This is a genomic window from Holdemanella porci, from assembly GCF_009696075.1.
Classification (GTDB): domain Bacteria; phylum Bacillota_I; class Bacilli_A; order Erysipelotrichales; family Erysipelotrichaceae; genus Holdemanella; species Holdemanella porci.
In genome coordinates, this window is record NZ_VUMR01000031.1 from 1 (window position 1) to 21,818 (window position 21,818).

At 33.7% G+C, this 21,818-nt stretch carries 20 protein-coding genes; 10 read left to right on the plus strand and 10 right to left on the minus strand.

Features of this window, described 5'->3' with window-relative positions; genetic code table 11:
- A partial coding sequence (locus FYJ55_RS06490) for an IS1634 family transposase (protein WP_456152220.1) occupies positions 1-800 on the minus strand: 800 nt, incomplete at its 3' end.
- A gap of 397 nt (positions 801-1,197) precedes the next feature.
- On the opposite strand from FYJ55_RS06490, the gene FYJ55_RS06495 reads away from it, so the two are divergent.
- Positions 1,198-1,878: a FadR/GntR family transcriptional regulator gene (locus FYJ55_RS06495; protein WP_154556147.1), complete on the plus strand. Its 681-nt coding sequence runs from the start codon at positions 1,198-1,200 to the stop codon at positions 1,876-1,878.
- Between the two features lie 2 nt (positions 1,879-1,880).
- On the opposite strand, the gene FYJ55_RS06500 is transcribed toward FYJ55_RS06495, so the two are convergent.
- Positions 1,881-2,534 (minus strand): YczE/YyaS/YitT family protein, encoded by a 654-nt coding sequence (locus FYJ55_RS06500; protein ID WP_154556148.1) that lies wholly within the window; start codon positions 2,532-2,534, stop codon positions 1,881-1,883.
- A gap of 101 nt (positions 2,535-2,635) precedes the next feature.
- Here FYJ55_RS06500 and FYJ55_RS06505 point away from each other — a divergent pair, with 101 nt between their 5' ends.
- Positions 2,636-3,493: a LysR family transcriptional regulator gene (locus FYJ55_RS06505; protein WP_195836684.1), complete on the plus strand. Its 858-nt coding sequence runs from the start codon at positions 2,636-2,638 to the stop codon at positions 3,491-3,493.
- 157 nt (positions 3,494-3,650) lie between these two features.
- Here the strand turns inward: FYJ55_RS06505 and FYJ55_RS06510 are convergent, their stop codons facing one another.
- The 4 genes from FYJ55_RS06510 to FYJ55_RS06525 are packed head-to-tail and all read right to left on the minus strand — an operon-like array spanning position 3,651 to position 8,327.
- Positions 3,651-4,676, minus strand: coding sequence for a sugar kinase (locus FYJ55_RS06510; protein WP_154556150.1), 1,026 nt, complete (start codon positions 4,674-4,676; stop codon positions 3,651-3,653).
- Positions 4,677-4,678: 2 nt separating this feature from the next.
- Positions 4,679-5,314, minus strand: coding sequence for a bifunctional 4-hydroxy-2-oxoglutarate aldolase/2-dehydro-3-deoxy-phosphogluconate aldolase (locus FYJ55_RS06515; RefSeq protein ID WP_154556151.1), 636 nt, complete (start codon positions 5,312-5,314; stop codon positions 4,679-4,681).
- Positions 5,315-5,327: 13 nt separating this feature from the next.
- Complete coding sequence (locus FYJ55_RS06520) at positions 5,328-6,821, minus strand: tagaturonate reductase (protein ID WP_154556152.1); 1,494 nt, start codon at positions 6,819-6,821, stop codon at positions 5,328-5,330.
- 21 nt (positions 6,822-6,842) lie between these two features.
- Positions 6,843-8,327 carry a UxaA family hydrolase gene (locus FYJ55_RS06525; RefSeq protein ID WP_154556153.1) on the minus strand — a complete coding sequence of 495 codons (1,485 nt, stop codon included), beginning with the start codon at positions 8,325-8,327 and terminating at the stop codon, positions 6,843-6,845.
- A 288-nt stretch (positions 8,328-8,615) separates the two neighbouring features.
- Between FYJ55_RS06525 and FYJ55_RS06530 the strand changes: the two genes are divergently transcribed.
- From FYJ55_RS06530 to FYJ55_RS06555, 6 genes are all read left to right on the plus strand, one after another.
- Positions 8,616-9,611, plus strand: coding sequence for a LacI family DNA-binding transcriptional regulator (locus FYJ55_RS06530; RefSeq protein ID WP_154556154.1), 996 nt, complete (start codon positions 8,616-8,618; stop codon positions 9,609-9,611).
- 17 nt (positions 9,612-9,628) lie between these two features.
- On the plus strand, positions 9,629-10,654 hold the full coding sequence (locus FYJ55_RS06535) for a TRAP transporter substrate-binding protein (protein ID WP_227993676.1): 1,026 nt from the start codon (positions 9,629-9,631) through the stop codon (positions 10,652-10,654).
- A gap of 1 nt (position 10,655) precedes the next feature.
- Positions 10,656-11,129 carry a TRAP transporter small permease gene (locus FYJ55_RS06540; protein WP_227993674.1) on the plus strand — a complete coding sequence of 158 codons (474 nt, stop codon included), beginning with the start codon at positions 10,656-10,658 and terminating at the stop codon, positions 11,127-11,129.
- Positions 11,130-11,131: 2 nt separating this feature from the next.
- Positions 11,132-12,442: a TRAP transporter large permease gene (locus tag FYJ55_RS06545; protein WP_154556156.1), complete on the plus strand. Its 1,311-nt coding sequence runs from the start codon at positions 11,132-11,134 to the stop codon at positions 12,440-12,442.
- A 17-nt stretch (positions 12,443-12,459) separates the two neighbouring features.
- Complete coding sequence (gene uxaC / locus FYJ55_RS06550; protein WP_154556157.1) at positions 12,460-13,866, plus strand: glucuronate isomerase; 1,407 nt, start codon at positions 12,460-12,462, stop codon at positions 13,864-13,866.
- Between the two features lie 258 nt (positions 13,867-14,124).
- The gene (locus tag FYJ55_RS06555) at positions 14,125-15,204 is read left to right on the plus strand and encodes a Fic family protein (RefSeq protein WP_154556158.1); all 1,080 of its coding nucleotides are present in this window, start codon (positions 14,125-14,127) and stop codon (positions 15,202-15,204) included.
- An 83-nt stretch (positions 15,205-15,287) separates the two neighbouring features.
- Here the strand turns inward: FYJ55_RS06555 and FYJ55_RS06560 are convergent, their stop codons facing one another.
- The 4 genes from FYJ55_RS06560 to FYJ55_RS06575 form a co-directional block, all read right to left on the minus strand.
- Positions 15,288-17,036, minus strand: coding sequence for a DUF885 family protein (locus tag FYJ55_RS06560; RefSeq protein ID WP_154556159.1), 1,749 nt, complete (start codon positions 17,034-17,036; stop codon positions 15,288-15,290).
- A gap of 32 nt (positions 17,037-17,068) precedes the next feature.
- Positions 17,069-17,641 carry a xanthine phosphoribosyltransferase gene (locus tag FYJ55_RS06565; RefSeq protein WP_154556160.1) on the minus strand — a complete coding sequence of 191 codons (573 nt, stop codon included), beginning with the start codon at positions 17,639-17,641 and terminating at the stop codon, positions 17,069-17,071.
- On the minus strand, positions 17,610-18,800 hold the full coding sequence (locus FYJ55_RS06570) for a hemolysin family protein (protein ID WP_154556161.1): 1,191 nt from the start codon (positions 18,798-18,800) through the stop codon (positions 17,610-17,612). Before FYJ55_RS06570 ends, FYJ55_RS06565 begins: the two co-directional genes overlap by 32 nt.
- A 146-nt stretch (positions 18,801-18,946) precedes the next feature.
- Positions 18,947-19,369 (minus strand): CBS domain-containing protein, encoded by a 423-nt coding sequence (locus tag FYJ55_RS06575; protein ID WP_154556162.1) that lies wholly within the window; start codon positions 19,367-19,369, stop codon positions 18,947-18,949.
- 112 nt (positions 19,370-19,481) lie between these two features.
- On the opposite strand from FYJ55_RS06575, the gene pyrE reads away from it, so the two are divergent.
- Both pyrE and FYJ55_RS06585 read left to right on the plus strand, forming a co-directional pair.
- Entirely contained in the window at positions 19,482-20,141 is a 660-nt protein-coding gene (gene pyrE / locus FYJ55_RS06580) for an orotate phosphoribosyltransferase (RefSeq protein WP_117572121.1), read from the plus strand.
- Between the two features lie 153 nt (positions 20,142-20,294).
- Positions 20,295-21,671 carry an ATP-binding protein gene (locus FYJ55_RS06585; RefSeq protein WP_154556163.1) on the plus strand — a complete coding sequence of 459 codons (1,377 nt, stop codon included), beginning with the start codon at positions 20,295-20,297 and terminating at the stop codon, positions 21,669-21,671.
- Positions 21,672-21,818: the final 147 nt, after the last annotated feature.

A 21,818-nucleotide genomic window follows, 5' to 3' on the forward strand; every position in this document is an offset into this window, starting at 1 on the left:
TGTTCATTTGTGTTTCCTGGATGAATACACATAGAAATAGGGATTCCACGGCTGTCCATGATAAGCCCCATTTCAACAATAGGAGATGTCTTGTTTTCCTTACTGATTCCGAACTGACGAAGTCCAAGGATAATTTCTCCAGTAACTTCGTCAACAATCTCCTCATCAGGCTTTTCTGTTTCAAAGAAATAGTTTGTACAGTCATAGTACATAATTGAAGTATCTCGTTTAACGATGTTTTCGGAATTGTCAAAAAGATGTTTTAAATATTGGTCACTGTTTCTGTCTAGAATATCCAAGAAACGAATCATATGTTGGTATTCAACCTGAGGTTTTTCATAGTATGTATCAAGTTTATCGTATGTTCCATATTTACTGGCAGGATCCAGAATCCTTGCATAGGTAAGAAATTGACAGATTTTATTACAGTCGTAGGTGATCTTTCGGTCAGAAGAAACTGATTTAAAAAAATCAGACAGATTCAATTTGGCATAGATATCCTTAAGATACAGATATCCAATGTTCAAACTAGTAGAATTCGAATAAAGAGAATCTGTAGAAGGGATTCTTTCATTAAAGTCCATAGTAACAATGAATTCAGATCTGCCAGAACGATATTCCTCATTCATTTTTTTTACTTCGTTTTTAGCGTATTCCAAGGGATTATCCGTTATAAGAAGAAGCTCAGAATGTTTACCTAATCTTTTGATATTTTTGGTTGTCGTTTTTTTACCATTTCTAAATCCCTGCTGAATATAGTAAGTAGGATCTTTAAGTCGTTTATCATAATACAGTTTCATAGAAGCAGCCATCCTTTACAACTATTATATCACAATTACAACACATACAACAGTAAAAAATAAAAATTTGACGAAAAAAAAGCCGTACATAAACGACATTTGGCTATTTCGACTATGAGCAAGTGTTAAACTCCCGTTTTATTAAACCCTGGTAACGCAAAGAATATAAAATTTGTATCTGATCAAGAGGTTAAGGCTAAAGAAAGTGTAATCGCTACATTTGAATAAAAAGGTGAAAGTCAAATCTTAATGATTTGGCTTTTTTTTGATTGATTATAAAAAAATAAAAAGATACAATTATATTAAGTATAAGACATCATATGTCAAATGGAAAGTTAGTTATACTTTGAATTTACAGCTTATTAGAAGGATGAAATATAAATAAAGTGAATATGGTATGGATATGTTAGATAAAAGACCATTACCGCAAATAATGGCGGACAAAATAATTGATTTAATTGAATCAAAAAAATTACTTCCAGGCGAAAGATTGCCTAGTGAACAAGAATTGATGAAAGAATTGAACGTTGGCAGAGGAACAATTCGTGAAGCTATCAAATCTTTAGTTTCAAGAAATATTGTTGAAATCAGACGTGGAGTTGGTACGTTTGTTGCTAAAAAAACAGGAGTTGTAGAAGATCCATTAGGCTTTTCTTTTATTAATAATAAGAATAAACTTGTTAAAGACTCAATGGATGTAAGATTATTGTTAGAGCCTTCTATCGCTAAATGGGCTGCTCGGAATGCAACGGATTCTGAGATTTTAGAAATTATTGAATTGAGTCATAAAATTGAAATTGCCATTTTAAATGATGAAGATTATAGTGATTTAGATGTAGAATTTCATACAAAAATTGCCAATTCGAGTAGAAATCTAGTGGTAGAAAATTTGATACCAATTTTAACTACGAACATTCGTTCTTTAATAGATGTCACACATGCTGTTTTAAAAGAACATACAATTTTAAGCCATAAAAAAATCGCAAATGCGATTAAAGAAAGAGATGAAGAATTGGCTGAACAATTGATGAAAGAACATATTGAGATGAATCAAAAATATTTAGACAAGTCTTTTTAGGATTAATTTAAAACAACTATACCAAGATAATTATTTAGTTTCTTATTGAATAAGACATCATAAAAGGATACTACACTGCCAGTTAAGAATGATGCGATGATTGTACCTAAACCAACAGAATTAATATTATGCAATAAAATTAAGGATATAACGATTGATGCAAGAGTAAATGTTACATCAATGATTACTCTAAGTTTTCCAAAGTCCTTTCTTAAACGAAATGCTAGTGCACCAATGAAGCCTTCATAAGGCATGACTGTAAGATTTGAATGAATTGTTAATGTGATGCCTAGAGCCATGACAATACAGGCTAATATAGCTAATAAAACTTGTTCTAAGAACGTATGTGGTTGTATATGTGTTAAGAATAATGATGTGAGTTTGATTAAGTAGGAATAAATGAAAGTGATAATGAATTGGAGGATTTGTGTTTTTCCAAATTTACGCGCAATGAGTGCCTCTAGAATTAAAATCAAAGTATTCACAATAAAATTAAAAAGTGCATAGCTGCCTGGAAGAAGAAAAGTGAACGTCAGTGCTAAAGAACAAGATGGAGCTACTCCTAGTGCAGCGTTTAAAAATAAATTGGATCCAACCGCAAGGGTTAAAATTCCAGTTAAATAAACAATAAGTTTTCTTCTCATATAATTTGGCATTGTCTTACCTCCAATCAATATATGCATTATATAAAGACAAGTTCTTGCAAACAATTCGATGTTTGCGTTAAGATATTCCAAAATGGAATAAGGTGATGGTGATGGAAATTGAAAGTTTAAAATGTTTTGTAGTGTTAAGTGACAAGAAAAGATTTACAGAAGCTGCCTATGAATGCAACATGTCGCAAAGTACACTTTCAAAGAAAATCAAGAAAATGGAAAATGAATTAGGTGTGCAATTATTTAATCGTACTATGCATGAAACGGTTTTAACTGTGGAAGGTGAAAAGTTTTATAAATATGCCAAGTCTATATTAAAAATGTATGATTGTGCATTAGTTGAACTACAACCCAATACCATTCGCTTAGGATGTATGAGCGTTTTGTCGCCATATCACATTCCTAAAATGTTAAGAGATTTTTCTTTATCCCATCAAAATCTAGAATTTCATATTAAAGAAAGCAATGCCAGATATGCCATCGATCATATTGATGACTTCGATTTTGTTTTAATTCGAACGGATTTATTAGAGAATCATTCCGATTATGTGATATGCCCGTTGATTGATGATGAGTTATGTTTAGTAGTATCATCATTGAATCCATTATCTAAAAAGTCTGAAATAAAATTGAGTGATATAAAAGATGAAGCATTTATCTTTCCAGAAAAAGGATCTGGTGGATATGAAATTTTTTATGAAGCTTGTACACAAGCAGGTTTTGAACCTAACATTGCTGTAGAAATGCCTCATACAAGTACGATGTTCAGTTTTGTGGAAGAAAATGTAGGTATATCTCTTTCATTTAAAAAAGTGTATCAGGAATTCGAAAACTCAAATATCAAAATGATTCCTTTAAAAGATGATCTCCATTATCCAATTGCTCTAGTATATAAGAAGGGAAAGATTCTGCATCCCATCAAAAAGGAATTTATTGAATATTGTAAAGAATACTATTAATAAAAAAGGACCGATATTCAGTTGGTGTTGAATACCGGTCCTTTGGTTTATATATAGTAACAGATAACTACGATTAGGATATTTTAATTGTAAGTATATTGTTGGAATAGGAGAAATAAATACATGATAGTAATCTGTTGCTACCTAAATTATTGGTTTATCTTTGAACGCGGCCTGAACCATCTCCACCTGCTAATTTCAACACTTCATCCATGCTTACCATGTTGAAATCACCTTCAACAGAGTGTTTTAAACAACTTGCGGCTACCGCAAATTCAATGGTTGCCTGAGGATCATATCCTTCTAGGCTTGCGGCAATCAATCCAGCTCCAAAGCTGTCTCCACCACCTACACGATCTACAATCTGCATATTGTATCTCTTTGAGAAATAGTAATCTTTTCCATCATACAACATCGCTGACCAGTTGTTGATATTGGCATTGATTGACTCTCTTAATGTGATGGCTACTTTTTCAAAACCAAAGCGTTTTGTCAATTCACTAGCTACTTCCTTATATCCTTCGCGATTGACTTCACCACTTGTTACATCCGTATCATTGGCCTTGATTCCAAATACATCAGCTGCATCTTCTTCATTGGCAATACATACATCGACATATTCGCAAATCTTAGCCATGACTTCACCAGCTTTTTCTTTTGACCATAACTTGTTACGATAGTTCAAGTCACATGAAATCTTAACTCCATGCTCCTTTGCTTTCTTACAAGCTTCTATTGTCAATTCTGCTACATTGTCACATAGTGCTGGTGTAATCCCTGTAATATGAAACCATGCACAGTCTTTAAAGATTTCATCCCAGTTAAAATCAGCACTTGTAGCTGTATAGATACTAGAACCTGCACGATCATAAATAACTTTACTAGGACGTTGGCTAGCTCCTTTTTCTAGATAGTAGATACCAATACGGTCTCCACCACGAGCAATATAAGATGTGTCTACACCATATTTGCGTAATGAATTGATGGCACATTGGCCAATTTCATGATTTGGAAGACGAGTTACGTATTTGGCGTCAAAACCATAGTTAGCTAAAGAAACAGCTACATTGGCTTCTCCACCACCATAAGTTGCACCAAAAGTATCAGCTTGTACAAAGCGATAATATCCTTCTGGTGCTAGACGTAACATGATTTCTCCAAAAGTGACTACTTTTTGTTTCATAATTAGCGAACCTCCTTAAGTTTAGTTACAGCCTCTTTAGTCATAGCTTCTACCTTATCAAATTCACCATTCTTGATTAAATCACCCTTAACCATCCAGCTACCTCCAATGGCTAAGATACGGTCGTATTCTAAGTAGTCTTTCATATTGTTCGCATTGATTCCACCAGTAGGAATGAATTTCATTTGTGTATATGGAGCTGCGATGGATTTGATCATTTTCAATCCACCAGCTGCTTCAGCAGGGAAGAATTTTACAACATCCAACCCTAATCGGTAACATTTCTGTACATCACTAGGCGTACATGTTCCAGGTGTTACTGGTACATTCTTTTCGATACAGTGTTTTACTACATCTTCATCAAAACCAGGACTAATAATGAATTGAGCTCCAGCTTCTAATGCTTCATCCACTTGTTCAACAGTCAATACAGTTCCAGCCCCCACTAACATTTCAGGAAATTCTTTACGCATGATGGCGATAGATTCTTTGGCAGCAGCTGTTCTAAATGTAACTTCAGCACATGGAAGACCACCAGCACATAAAGCTTGTGCCAATGGTTTTGCGTCTTTTGCGTCTTCTAAGACAACGACTGGTAAAATACCAATCTTTGAAATTTCTTCTAATACTTTATTCATTGCTTCATATCTCTTATAAACATTCTTTCATGACTTCGTAAGTACCTTTTTCTTCAATTTCAGTTAAAGTTTTAACTACTGCTTCTTCAAATCCAGCAATTTGAGTTAAATCTTGTCCCCAGAATGAAGTGTTTGTACATACCGCATGAACTAAATCTTTTACAGAATCATCTTTGTGGTTATAGTAAAATTCTAGAATGTCACGATCATCACTGATTGTGTAAGTATTTCCTGCAGGACGTTTTGCCACTAAACCAGCATCTGTAAGTTCATATCCTCTATAGAATTGAATGTAGAACGCAAAACTTGTAGTAATGCATTTTGGAAGCTTATGGTATTCATCGATATATCCTAAGAAACTAGGCATAACACGTGCTTTCCATTTAGATGTTGAGTTTAATGAAATGCTCATTAATTCGTGATCAACAAATGGGTTGTTGAAACGGTCGGATACGGCTTGCGTAAAGTTTAATAAATCGTTTTTATCTAATGTAAGAGTTGGGATGACTTCATCATACAACATTTTGTTCATAAAGCCTTTGATGACTTCATCATGCATACAGTCACGAACGATGTTTTGACCTGCTAAATAAGCACCTAGTACAAATCCAGTGTGAGCACCATTTAAGATACGTACTTTTCTCTTTTTGTATGGTGACATGTCCGGAGTGACAAATACTTTGTCGATTAGACCTGCTTTTTTAAATGGTAATACATCATTTAATTTTTCATCGCCTTCAATGACCCATAAACCGAATACTTCACCAACATCTGTTAATGGATCTGCATAGTGATTTTCTTCTTCTAGACGAGCTACTTCTTGTGGATCGCGGATACGACCTGGGACGATACGGTCAACTAATGAACCGCAGAATGTGCATTCTTCATTTACATATTTTTTGAATCCTTCTTCAAGATTCCATTGTTCAATATATTGGTTCACGCACTTTAATAATTCTTTACCATTGTTGTCAATCAACTCACAAGCTAGCATTAAGATGCCTGGCTTGTTGTTTTTGTAGCGGTGGTATAAAACTTGCGTTAATTTACCAGGAAAACTTGCGGCTGGTTTATCTTCAAATTGACATGAAGGATCGTAGTGGATACCAGCTTCTGTTGTGTTTGAAACGATGATTTCTAGATCGTCACTTGCGGCAACTTTCATCATTTCGTTAAATCCTTCTTCTTGGTAAGGATTTAAACAACGACTGACACTTGAAATGATTCGTTTATCATCAACTTTTTCTCCATTCACACTACCTCTTAAGTGCAATGTGTATAATCCATCTTGTTCATTGATCATTTCGGCAAGACCTGGTGCAATCGGTTGCACTAAGCAACATTTACCATTCCAATCTGCTTTTTCGTTTGCCAAATCAAACCAATAATTTACGAATGCTCTTAAGAAGTTTCCTTCACCAAATTGAAGGACTTTTTCTTTGGCATCCTTTAATAGATACCCATCATACCCTACGTTTTCTAGGGTTTTGTAACTTAATTTTTCCATGTTATTATTGTTCCTTTCCCGTTATAGAGTAACGCCTTGTTTAAATATAGCCATGTCATGGAAACCGGCCTCTTCACTTTTTACTTTTTTACCACTCGCAACACTTAATACATATTCAAATAAATCATTGGATAAAGTGTCTAAGCTTACACCTTCAACCAATTCACCACAGTTGAAATCAATCCAGTTTTTCTTGTTTGAATACAATCTTGAATTACTTGAAATCTTAACTGTAGGTACTGGACTGGCAAATGGAGTGCCTCGTCCAGTTGTAAATAATACGATGTGAGCTCCACTTGCAGCTAAAGCTGTTGCGGCAACTAAATCGTTTCCTGGAGCACTTAATAGATTTAAACCTTTGTTCTTAACACATTGTCCATATTGTAAAACACCAACCACTGGGGCTTTACCAGACTTTTGTGTACAACCTAAAGATTTATCTTCCAAAGTTGAAATTCCACCCTTTTTGTTTCCTGGAGAAGGGTTTTCATAAATCGTTTGATTATGCGATTTAAAGTATTCTTTAAAGTTATTGATCAGATCCACGGTTTCATTGAATAACTCTTCATTTTCACAACGATCCATTAAGATGGTTTCAGCACCAAACATTTCTGGCACTTCCGTTAAGATTGTTGTTCCACCTTTAGAAATCAATAAATCAGAAAAGCATCCTACTGTAGGGTTGGCACTGATTCCGGATAGTCCATCCGAACCACCACATTTCATACCAATGATCAATTCGCTCGCATCAATTTCTTCTCTTTTGTCTTGGCTTACAACGTCGGCTAAATCAGCGATGATGTCTAGAGAATCTTGAATTTCATCTTCATGTTCTTGGGCAACTAAGAACTTAACGCGATCTGTATCATAATCATTTAAATAGTTCTTTAAAACATCAATGTTTGAGTTTTCACAACCCAATCCTAGAACTAAGACACCACCTGCATTTGGGTGTTGAATTAAATCGGCAAGAATTTGACGTGTGTTTTCTTGGTCATCACCCATTTGAGAACATCCATATGGATGTGTAAATGTACAAATGGCTTCTACGTTACCCTTTACATATTTCTGGGCTTGTCTTTCGATAGACGTGGCAACATTGTTCATGCAGCCAACGGTAGGGATGATCCAAATTTCATTACGAACACCAACTTTACCATTCTTTCTGCGATAACCCATGAATGTTCGTTTTTCACTAGGTTCTAGTTCTTGCACATTACGATGATAAGAATAAGTTAATAAATCATTTAAGCCAGTTTTCATGTTGTGTGTATGAATCCAGCTTCCTTGTTTGATATCTTCCTTTGCGATACCAATAGGATATCCATATTTAATAATAGGTTGATCTTTTTTAATATCTTTCAACGCAAATTTATGTCCTTGGGCAATATCTTCAATAAGTGTAACCTCTTGTCCATCGACATTACATACCGTCCCTTTTTCTAAAGGACATAGTGCAACAGCTACCAAGTCATCCGAATGAATTTTTATATACTTTTGCACCATTTCTACCTCCTGTCTATAATTTAAATGTTTGATGTAAGTACTTACACAGAATAACCCTGTTTTTTGAATAAATCAATAGGAAAGTATTAAAATTTTACAAATATGTATGTTTCATAACTTTTTTTTGGTAAAATAGAGAAGAAGATATATAAATCCTTTATTTATAAGTGTTGGAAACGATTCCGAAAGATGCTTGACTTATGAAATGTGAGTGATTACAATAATGAACGTGATGTAAGTACTTACAGTTCTCAATGCGTTGGATTAGGGTTGAGGAGTGAAACAAAGATGAATATTTATGACATTGCCAAATTATCAGGTGTATCGATTGCGACTGTATCGCGAGTAATCAATAACAGTCCTAAAGTCTCAGAAAAGACAAAAAAGAAAGTCTGGGACGTTATGAATGAGTATGATTATACACCTAATGTATTTGCTAGAGGCTTAGGTTTAAATTCGGTTAAAACGGTTGGACTCGTTTGTCCGGATGTATCCGATCGTTATATGGCAAGCGCCATTGCGTATTTAGAAAAGAATTTACGCAAATATGGATATGACTCAATTTTGATGTGTAGTGGCTTTGATTATGAAGGAAAAGTAGAAGCTGTAAAAATATTATTGGATCGAAGAATCGATGCGATGATATTAGTTGGTTCACATTATGCAGGGGATTGCGGACAGAATGATATTCAATACCTTAAAGATGCTGCCCAAAAAGTTCCAGTGGTACTTATGAATGGTTACGTTCGTGTACCGGGTGTATATTGTGTTTTAACAGATAATTATAAAGCGGTTTATGATACTGTATGTAATCTAATCGAAGTTGGAAGGAAGAAAATTGTGTTTTTGTATGATGCCAATTCGTACAGCACAACAAAAAAATTAGAGGGATATCAAGATGCACTGATTGATAATGGCTTAAAGGTGCAGGAAGAATACAAGGTGTTTATGCCAAATAACGTATTGAAGGCAAGAGATTTACTGGCAAAGAAAAGATTGGATTTTGATGCCGTCATTGCCAGCGATGATGCGATGGCTGTTGGTGCACTTAAATATGTGCATCAAATCAATAAGTCGATTCCTGAAGATGTCAATGTCGTTGGATTCAACAACTCAGAACTATGTGTTTGTTGCAATCCGGAAATGAGTTCTATTGATTCACAAGAAGAAGAATTAAGTGAAATTGCGGTTGATTCGCTTATTAAAGTTCTTGCAGGAAAATCAGTTCGACAAAAAATGGAGATTCCATGTAAATTTATTAAGCGTAATACAACACAGTTCTAAACATTAGGAGGATTACTGTGAAGTTGATTAAAAAAGTACTTGGAGCGCTTATGTGTCTTGTGTTTATGCTAAGTGCAACAGGTTGTTCTTCAGTTACGAATGGAAAGCGTATCGTTCGTGTTGCGACAATGCAGTCGGAAACGCATCCTGAGTATCTGGGATTATTAAAATTTAAAGAATATGTAGAAAAAGAATTAGGGGATAAATATGAAGTACAAATTTTCCCTAACGAAATTTTAGGTGCTGCCCAAAAAGCTATCGAGTTAACGCAAACAGGAGCTATTGATTTTACAATTGTTGGTACGGCAAACCTAGAAACATTTGCGAGTGTATACGAAATTTTCTCTATGCCATACTTATTTACTTCAGAAGATGCATATCATGAGGTTATGAATGACACGGACTATATGAATAAAATTTTCTCAAGTACAGATGAACAAGGTTTTAGAGCTTTAACTTGGTATAATGCTGGAACGCGTAACTTCTATGCGAAAAAAGAAATTGATTCACCAGAAGATATGAAAGGATTAAAAATCCGTGTTCAACAAAGTCCTGCAAGTGTTGCGATGTGTCAAGCATTTGGTGCTGCAGCCAGTCCAATGAGTTTTGGTGAAGTTTATACGGCTATTCAACAAGGTGTCATTGATGGTGCTGAAAATAACGAATTAGCATTAACATCAAATAAGCATGGTGAAGTTGCGAAATATTTCTCTTACAACAAGCATCAGATGATTCCGGATTTGTTGATTGGAAACTTGAGTTTCTTGAATGGTTTGTCTAAAGAAGAAAGAAAAGTATTCTATAAGGCGGCTGAATTATCAAATGAAGAAGAATGTAAACAATGGGATGTGCAAGTTAAAGAAGCTAAGAAGGTAGCACAAGAACAAATGGGCGTTAAATTTATTGATGTCGATGTTTTAGCTTTCCAAAAGAAGGTAAAGGGTGTTCAAGAATCGATCTTAAAGGATAATGCACAGGCAAAACCTATTTATGATCATATTCAAAAAGTAAACAAAAAATACGAAGGCAAGGATGGTGAATAATATGGAAAAATTAAGAAACACAATCAACACTATTCTTGGATGGGCATGTGTATTTGTATTTGCCGTAATGGTAGTCGTAGGTACATACCAAATCGTAGTTCGTTACTTCTTTAATAATCCAAGTACAGTATCTGAAGAATTATTGACTTACAGTTTTACATGGATGGCCTTGCTTTCAACAGCTTTAGTATTTGGTAAAAGAGACCACATGCGTATGGGGTTCTTGGCTGATAAAGTAACAGGACAAAAAAAGAAAGTATTGGAAATCGGTATTGAATTATTAATTATTTTATTCGCCCTTGTCGTTATGGTGTATGGTGGAATTTCTATCATGAAACTAACGATGACTCAAATCACAGCGTCATTAGGTGTAAGTATGGGATTGATCTATACAATCATTCCTTTATCAGGCATTCTAATTGTCATTTATGGCATTATGAATATTATTGATTTGGCGAAAGGAAAGGGTGAATAAGCATGAGTTTATCAGTTTTATCAGGATTAATTATTTTAGTATTGCTAGTGATTATGCTTATTGCAGGTGTTCCCATTGCCGTGGCATTAGGAATTAGTAGTGTTTGTGCAATTTTACCAGTCATGGATCTAAATGTAGCCGTAGTTACAGGTGCACAAAGAATTTTCTCAGGAATCAGTGTATTTAGTTTGTTGGCCATTCCATTCTTTATTCTTGCGGGAAATATTATGAATAAAGGTGGTATTGCGATTCGTTTGATCAATTTAGCTAAAATTGTTACTGGAAGAACACCAGGTGGTTTAGCTCAAACAAATATTTTGGCAAATGCTTTATTTGGAGCTATTTCAGGCTCAGGTACAGCCGCAGCTAGTGCCATGGGATCTATCATAGGTCCAATTGAAAAAGATGAGGGGTATGATCCTAACTTCTCTGCTGCAGCCAATATTGCCACAGCCCCAACAGGATTATTGATTCCACCATCAAATGTAATGATCACATTCTCATTGGTGTCTGGTGGTACAAGTGTTGCTGCCTTATTTATGGCTGGATATATTCCAGGTGCATTGTGGGCATTGGCTTGTATGCTTGTTGTATATATCTACGCAAAGAAAGCTGGATACAGAAGTCAGACGAAATTAACTGGAAAAGAAAAATTTAATGCGTTTATTCAAGCTTTACCATGTTTATTATTAATCATTATTGTCATTGGGGGTATCATTGCCGGCGTCTTTACAGCAACTGAAGGGAGTGTTGTTGCCGTTGTATACTCATTATTACTTTCTATTTATGGATACAAATCAATGAAATGGAAAGATTTACCAGAAATCTTTAGAGCAAGTGCGGAAATGACAGGTATCATTATTTTCTTGATTGGTGTTTCTAGTATTATGTCTTGGGTTATGGCCTTCACGAACATTCCTACAATGGTTTCAAATGGATTATTATCAATTTCAAGCAATAAATACGTCATCCTATTAATGATCAACATTATCTTGTTAGTGGTTGGTACATTCATGGATATGACGCCAGCCACATTGATCTTTACGCCAATCTTCTTACCAGTATGTACTGCATTAGGTATGAACACAATTCACTTTGGTATTATGTTGATCTTCAACTTGTGTATTGGAACAATTACTCCTCCAGTAGGAACAACACTGTTTGTTGGTGTTAAAGTTGGAGGCGTTAAGATTGAAACTGTATTTAAACACTTATTACCATATTTCTTCGCTATTATTGTTGTATTGATGTTAGTTACATATATACCACAATTGAGTCTATGGTTACCTGGTTTAATGGGATATGTAAGTTAGAAGGAAGGAATTTTTAAATGAAACAATTTATGGATAAAGACTTCTTATTGACAAATGAAGTCGCTAAAGAATTATTTTTTGATGTTGCTAATACGATGCCAATTGTAGATTATCATTGTCATATTGATCCAAAAGAAATTGCTGAAGATCGTAAATTTAAGAATATCACGCAAGTATGGCTTGGTGGAGACCACTATAAATGGCGTCAAATGCGTTCAAACGGAGTGGACGAATACTATATTACTGGAGATGCACCCGATCGTGAAAAATTCCAGAAGTGGGCAGAAACGCTTGAAAAAGCTATTGGAAATCCACTTTTCCACTGGTCTCACTTGGAACTTCAAAGATACTTTGGATATCATGGTGTTTTAAATAGTAAAACAGCCGAAGAAGTATGGAATTTGTGCAATGAAAAATTACAACAAGATGATATGAGTGTGCGTAACTTAATTAAAAACTCAAATGTTAAATTATTATGTACTACAGATGATCCGATTGATGATTTACATTGGCATAAAGTGATTAAAGCGGATGAAACATTTGATGTAAAGGTACTTCCTGCTTGGCGCCCAGACAAAGCTATGCGTATCAATAAACCAGAATTTGCCGATTATATGAGCCAATTGGCAACTGTTTCTGATGTTGAAATTCATACTTTTGAAGATATGAAAAAAGCAATCATCAAACGTATGGAATACTTTAATGAAATGGGATGTCTAGTGAGTGATCACGGATTGGATTATGTTATGTATGCCCCAGCAAGTGATGAAGAAATCGAAAAAATCTTTGAAAAAGGATTAAATCATGAAGCTGTTACAGCATTAGAATGTGATCAATATAAGACGGCATTCTTACTGTTCATCGCAAAAGAATACAAACGCTTAGGTTGGGTAATGCAGTTGCACTATGGATGTAAACGTGACAACAACACAACTATGTATAATAAGTTAGGACCAGATACGGGTTATGATTGTATTTCAAACTTTGCACCTGCAGACCAACTTACAAATATGTTGGATGCGATCAATGAAAATGGTGGATTGCCAAAAACAATTCTTTACAGTTTAAATCCTGGGGATGATGAATTGATCGGTACAGTACTTGGATGTTTCCAAAACAGTGATGCGATTGGAAAGATTCAACAAGGATCTGCATGGTGGTTCAACGACAATAAAACAGGTATGGAAAAACAAATGACTTCTTTGGCAAATCTAGGATTATTAGGTAATTTCTTAGGTATGTTGACAGATTCAAGAAGCTTCTTGTCGTATTCAAGACATGAATATTTCCGCCGTATCATGTGTAACTTAATTGGTACATGGGTTGAAAATGGAGAATATCCTTATGATAAAGAAAACTTAACTGAAATTGTTAAGGGTATCTCTTACAACAATGCCGTTCGTTATTTTGGTTTTGATTTATAAAAGTTAATGAAAAAGAGAACTTTGATTTGAGGTTCTCTTTTTTAGTGTCCTAATTCTAAAAAATGATACTTTTTCGATTGAAGTAAAGTCAAAATGAGTCAAGTCTGACTCAAAGCGGGGTAAAAAAGCATAAAAAGGTGTCAAAATCTGAAATTATGAACCAAAACACACTAAAAAAGCAGTGAAATGAGTCAAAATTTAAAATTATGATACTTTTATGTGGTAAAATAATGTAAACAAAGTCAGGAGGCAGAAAAAATGACACCTTTTAGTGCAAATTTATATCCGGTGAATTATAAGATGGATAAAGACTTATTAAGATTATTGTCTCAGGCAAACGCGAAATATACGGAGTATAAGATTAAATTACAGACTTTGGATTTTGATTCAAAATATTTTTTAGATTCAATTTTGTTGAGTGAGAGTTTGAAATCAACTCAAATTGAAGGTACACAGATATCGCAAGATGAAATGTATTATTTAAAATATATGGAAGAAACGGATGATAATAAAGAGATTCAAAATTTAAAGAAAACTGTGGAATATGCATATAAGAAAATTGATGATGGAAAAGATATAGATTTTGAATTGGTGAATACAATGCATAGGCTTTTATTGGACAGTGTTCGTGGTTCTAAAAAGAAGCCAGGTCATATTCGTATAACTCAAAATTGGATTGGTCCTAAAGGAGCGGGTATTGATAATGCGATATTTATTCCTCCAGCACCAGAAAATGTATACAGATTATTAGAAAATTTATATGAATATATGAATGATGAGTTTATCGATCCGTATTTAATTAATGTGGCATTATCTCATGCGCAATTTGAAACGATTCATGCATACTCAGATGGAAATGGACGACTTGGAAGAGCTTTGATTCCTATTCAAATGGCAAGGTTTGAACAAGATAAATCAATATTATACATGTCGGAAATATTGGAATTGTATAAACCTGCATATCAGTATAATCTAATGGAAAGTCGTAAAGGGAACTATTTAGGGTACATTAAATTTTTCCTTCAATGCGTAGTAGATCAGTGCAATAGCTTTATTTATAAAATGAATGAAATAGATAGAATCTACAAGGAAGATATGGCAAAAATGGAAACGATTCATAGTGCAACACTATATAAGATTATGCCAATTATTCTTTCTCAAGTTGTATTTACTAAAAAAGAATTAGAGGATATGACAGGATTATCAAAATCAACAATCAATCGTACGATTCAGAAGATGGAAGAATTAAATGTAATTTCATACGATGATTCTGTTCGCAAAAAGAGTTATTGTTACACAAGTGTATATAATGTGTTTGTTGGAAAAAGAAATTATTAAATAAAAAGTGTTAAATATAGTTATACTTTCCCCTAGAAAAATGTAAAAGATGTTGGAAATTTAAACCAACATCTTTTTAGCTTTTACCTGTTTTTGTTGATGTATTCATTTACGCTTTGTTTGACAATATTGAAGTTGACTTCACCATATTGTAGTAGGGCATTATGGAAGTCTGCATTGTCAAATTTAGATCTTAATCTAGATTTGGCTGTACTCTTTAAATCTACAATTTGAAGATATCCGTAATAGTAAGATAAGAATACAGTTGGATTATCTGCCAATTGATTGTAAATGCTTTCTAATCCTTCTGAACTAAACATATCGCCATATTCATTCTTGAAATCATTGAGTGACATACCATCATAATGAATGCTGATATCCATTAAGACAATGTATAGATTGGTAAGAATGTTATTCAAATTATAGGCTTCTAATAAATCTTTATTATTATCTAAATAATGTAAAGACATGCTTTCCATATAAGTAGCCCAACCTTCAGACATACCCAAATTGTTGTAGAAGAATTGGATTGGATATTTTAAATGTTCCTTGTTGTATTGGGCTTGATACATATGTCCGGCAATACCTTCATGAGCTAATGTTTGATAAAGTGTTAAGCTTGATGGATCATCGCCATAATCACGTTTGTTGTAGCGCATTTGATAGTTTTGTGAATAATCCAAGGCGGGTGTAATAAAGTAGGCAACAATTCCGCTGACAGATTGATCTTCTGGCAGTGCCTTTAAATCATATTTCATGGTTTTTACTTTTGGAAAATCCTTTTTATAGTTCTTTTGAAGGCTTTCTAGAATTTGATTTACATCCGTAAAATCCGTTGAAACCGAATCGAGTTCATACGAAATCATTGGATTGGCTTTATATAGCTTCTGAAATTTAGTGATAGATGAATTGATTGCGGATTGCGTATTCTCTTTAATTGTGGAAATAGAATCGGTAGAACTTGTCGCATTTTCAACTAATACTTCATAATATTTCTTACCATTCTTATAGTTCGACAACCCTTGTAGAGGTTGTATGTTATATTGAAGAGAGGTTAATGTATCTAACATAGCCTGATAACTAGGAAAGAAACTTGTGTCCATGGCATCTTTGACTTGTGCTTTATAAGATGTTGTTTTTTCTTCATCTAGATTTAAAGCGTCAATCGCATTATACAATGCACTTGTGATTGAACTATCCGCTTTATTATTGATCACATCTTGAATATCTTGTGTAACAGAATCATAGTCAAACTGTAAAGTATTTTTATCTGCCTGTTCTTTTGTATATTCCAATACATCGTTTGTGTAGCGAGGCACATCGTTGATGAGTGTAATCAAATCTTGAATGTCTTTTTCATTTCGTAAAATGTATTCAGAAAAAACAGAAATCAAACTTTGATGAAGTCCACTCATTGTACTCCAACAATTATTCAAATATTGAAATTTCTTGTTCTCCGCTTTTAAACTCAATTCATTCTCATACTTTAATTCATCATAGATGGTTTGTTGCGTCTTGTCTAAAGTACTGCGATTAAACTTGTTTAATTCTTTTTGATCTTCTTTGATTTCTTCAGTATTGTCTGTATAAAATTCACCAAGACTTACATCTACATTATTGATATCAATGCCATAGTCTTCTGGATGTTCAAAGAATTGGTGCATCGTTGTATAGTCGTTTTCGGCATATTCAACTACCAATTGGTTTGTGTATTTTGTGAAGTCCTTGTTTTCTTTAGCTGCAAACGTATTATCTTGCATTGTAGTTGAACTACATGCAGTGAGTGATAATACGGTAAAGCTAATAAATAGTTTTTTGAATGTATTTTTCATTAGAATCTCCCAAATTTCAAAAAATGGACTGATTATTCATCAGCCCATGTAATTTTCTTATTTTTAACACCTGCAATAGATGCCAACGCTAAAAGGTCATATCCTTTTTCAGAAATATATGCATGTCCTTTTTGGAAAGCTTTTTCAATCACCATGCCAACACCAACGATTTCAGCTTGTGCCTGCGCAATTAAGTTTTCCGTTCCCTTGAATGCTTCGCCGTTTGCCAAGAAGTCATCAATGAATAATACTTTGTCGCCTTTTTTTAAGTATTCTTTTTCAATACAAATTGGATATGTCTTATTCTTTGTGAAAGAGAAGACTTCCGCAAAAGCAGGATCGATCATTGTGCTTGGTTGTGTTTTCTTGATGAAAATCAATGGCACATTCAAACGAATGGCTGTTGCATAGGCTGGGGCAATACCGCTAGATTCAATGGTTACTACTTTTGTGATGCCTTTGTTTTTAAAATGTTCATAAAATTCATTTCCCATTTCATCTACTAAAGAACAATCAATTTGATGATTTAAAAAAGCATCCACCTTTAATACCTCATCATTAATAAAATGTCCTCTAGTCTCGATTGCGTTTTTCAGTGCTTTCATTTTGCTTTTCTTCCCCATTTCGTTTTATTTGTACAATAGTTTGTCCGATACGATGGTTCTTTACTTCCTTAACATATACATCCATTAAGTCTAGATTGACTTTAAAATGTGAACCTTCATCAGGGATTTGTCCATAATGATTTAGGATATATCCACCAAACGTGTCACAATCCTCGTCTTCTAATGAAATGCCTAAAGCTTTTTCGACATCTTCAATGTCAGCTTGGCCATAGATTCTAAATTGATCTGCATCAATTTGTTGTATTGGATCTGGCTCATCAATATCATCATCTTCTTGAATTTCTCCAAGAAGGGTTTCAATAATATCGTGTAAAGTCACGATACCGGTCATTCCTCCATATTCATCAAGTAAAACCGCAAAGTATACTTTTTTGATTTTCATTTCCTTCAATAAAACATCGGCCTTCATATTTTGTGAAATAAAGAAAGGCTGATCCATTGCTTTATTGATGACGTTATCTTGTTCAATCGAATCTAAACGGAAATAATCACGTGTATCTAGAATACCTACGACATCATCATTATCCTCATCACATACAGGATATAATGTGTGACGATTTTCTAGAATGGTCTTTTTCCATGTTTCTTTATCGTCATTTAGATATAGACAAACAACTTCACTTCGATGCGTACAAATTTCTTCAACGGGTGTATCATCGAACTCAAATAGGTTTTCGATAAACTCTTTTTGACTTGGTTCAACACCGCCACTGTTGATAACTTCATAAATATCTTCTTCGGAATAATCTTCCTGTTCTTTTTTCACTTCAAAACGCAAGAAAAAAGTAAATGGTGTACATAAGGTTTGAATACCTTTCGCAATGGACATAAATGGTTTTTCGAACTGGTTTAAATGTACATTCGCAAATTTTCTTGGTAATAAATCACTCAATAAAATATATACATATACCAATAGAAGTACGACTACATAAAGTAATGGAGTATGGATCATGGGTTGTAAATAGATTACACTCATCACAATGCCAAATATTTCCATGCATAGAGATAACCATTTTAATGTGGCTTGATATTTATAAGATTCATCTTCGATTTCTTTATTTGTAGAAACGATACTACTTGTCATTGAAAACAAGATGTTTAGAATAAATGTAAATAAAATTAAGATGGGAAGGCTCATATTAACCCTCCTAAACTATACTGTAACGGGACTGAATCATCCGGATTCATGAAACTATCACTCCTTCATTAATACCCATTATCATACACAATTTAAAGGCTTTTTTCAATGTGATAAAGAAAACAACCAGAATAAATCCGGCTGTTTTATTGTTGTATGTATTTATCGGCATTATTCATTAAATATTGAATGATGGATTGTCGTGTCACAATACCAATAAAAATTTGACGATCATCAACTACGGGGACGAAGTTTTGTTTCAAAGATTGAGCGAACAATTGATCGACTGGAACATCGATTTGAACTGGTGGCATAAAGTCTCCACGAATTAGTTCACGAATCTCCATTTGTTCAAGATCTTCTTTATGAATCGAAGGATGGTCTAATAAGTACCAAAGAAAATCCCCCTCTGTAATGGTTCCTACATAAACCCCTTCCTTATTAATAATAGGCATCGCCGTATATTTGTGCTTGCGCATGAGGGCAAGTCCATCTTCGACACTGATATTATCGTATAAATATTTAACACTATTTTTAGCCTTCAGAAAAAAGAATACATTTTCCTGCATTGTCTATCACCTCAACTTTATACTACCATAATGTTTATCGTTTAAAAATCATACAATTATGGGAAATTGTGCAGAAGTATGATAGAATTTCTGTAAAAGTGGAGGCAAGAAAATGGAACAATATAAAAAAGAGTTTATTGATTTCATGTTGGAATCTAAAGTATTAAAATTTGGTGATTTTACACTAAAATCAGGACGTAAATCCCCATTCTTTATGAATGCTGGTGGATATGTTACAGGTAATCAGTTAAAAAGATTAGGTGAATATTACGCAAAGGCAATCGTTGATCAATATGGTAAAGACTTCGATGTATTATTCGGACCTGCATATAAGGGAATTCCATTGGCTGTTGCGACGACAATCGCATTAGATCATTTATATGGAATGGAAGTTCGTTATTGTTCAGATCGTAAAGAAGAAAAAGATCATGGAGCTGATAAGGGAAGTTTCTTAGGAACAAAACTACAAGATGGAGATCGCGTTGTTATGATTGAAGATGTTACGACATCTGGAAAATCAATGGAAGAAACAGTGCCAAAGGTTCGTGGCGCAGCAAATGTTGAAATCGTTGGATTGATGGTTTCTTTAAATCGTAACGAAAAGGGAAAAGGTGAAAAAACCGCATTAACGGAAGTTAGTGAATTATATGGTTTCCCAACAGCTGCTATCGTATCCATGCCAGAAGTGATTGAATATTTAGGTGATAAATTAGATCCTGAATTAAAATCAAGAATTGATGCATATTATGAAGAATATGGAGCTAAGGAATAGAGTCGAAAGATTCTATTCTTTTTTGTTTACTTTGTGCATTGCGGTATATTTTGCATAAAAACACTTTGCGCACGGCGGTATATTTTGCACTAAATTACTTTGCGCACTGCGGTATGTATGGTGTATAATATTTTATATAAAGGAGATATCGCAATGGAAATAAAAAGAAAGATTTATTCTAAACTTTTGAAATGGAAACAGGAAACAAATGGATCCAAAGCATTGTTGATTGAAGGGGCTAGGCGTATTGGAAAATCTACAGTGGCAGAAGAGTTTGGTCGAAACGAATACAAATCTTATGTTTTAATTGATTTCAACAAGGCTTCAAATACGATTATTAAAGCGTTTGATAATTTAAACGATTTAGATACTTTTTTTCAAATTATTTCTTTGGAAATGAATGTTCGATTATTTAAAAGAGAATCGTTGATTATATTTGATGAAATACAAAGATTTCCTCAAGCTAGACAAGCCATTAAATATTTGGTTGAAGATGGACGCTATGATTATTTAGAAACGGGTTCTTTGATTTCGATTAAAGAAAATGTTGAAAATATCACATTGCCATCCGAGGAAAGAAAGATTCGTATGTACCCTGTAGATTTTGAAGAGTTCATGATCTATATGGGTGAGGAATTATTATTTGAATATATTAAAAATTGTTGGGATAAGAAAAAGCCTTTAGATGAAAAAATGCATTCGAAGGTTATGTATTTATTTAAAGAATATTTGCTGGTTGGGGGAATGCCACAGGCATTAAAAGCTTATAAGAATGGAAATAAAGATTTTTATGCGGCAGATGTGGAAAAAAGAGATATTCTTGAACTCTATCGTGATGATATCAAGAAAGCCGCTAAAAGATACAATTCAAGAGTGTCAGCTTTGTTTGAGAATATCCCAGGATATTTATCTACACACGAAAAAAGGGTTGTTTTATCTGAACTAGGAGAATCTAATCGTAGTTTTGACAGATATGATGAGCCTTTATTCTGGCTAGATGATTCTATGATTTGTAATTTATGTTACAGGTGTACAGATCCAAATGTAGGATTTGCGTTAAATAAAGACGATTCTTATGTGAAATGCTACATGGGAGATACAGGATTATTAGTGAGTTTGGCATTTAGTGAAAATGAGTTGAGTTCTTCAAGATTGTATCAACAAATCATGAATGATAAATTATCATTAAATAAAGGTATGTTGTATGAGAATATGATTGCGCAAATGATTACATCTATGGGAAAAAAGCTTTATTTTTATACAAAGTATAATAAGGAAAAGCATAGAAATGATATTGAAATTGATTTCTTATTATCGAATGAGAGTAAAACAAATCTAAAAGTATTTCCAATCGAAGTAAAATCTTCAAAGAATTATTCAGCTACGTCTTTAGATAAATTTAAAGACTTATTTGGCAAGAAAATCGCAACACCATATATTGTTCATCCAAAAAATTTTGCAAGAAAAGATAATATAATTTGTATTCCACCATATATGGTATGTGCAGCGTTGAGTGATGATTTAGAATAGGGTCGAAAGATTCTATTCTTTTTGGCTTAACTAGCAATTTGGTGACTTTGCTATAATTCTTCTTTTTATCACTTACACGAATAACCACTCGTTTTTCAAATCCTTTAAGCGAGTGATTTTATAGATGTTTTTCAATCTAAGTAGTAC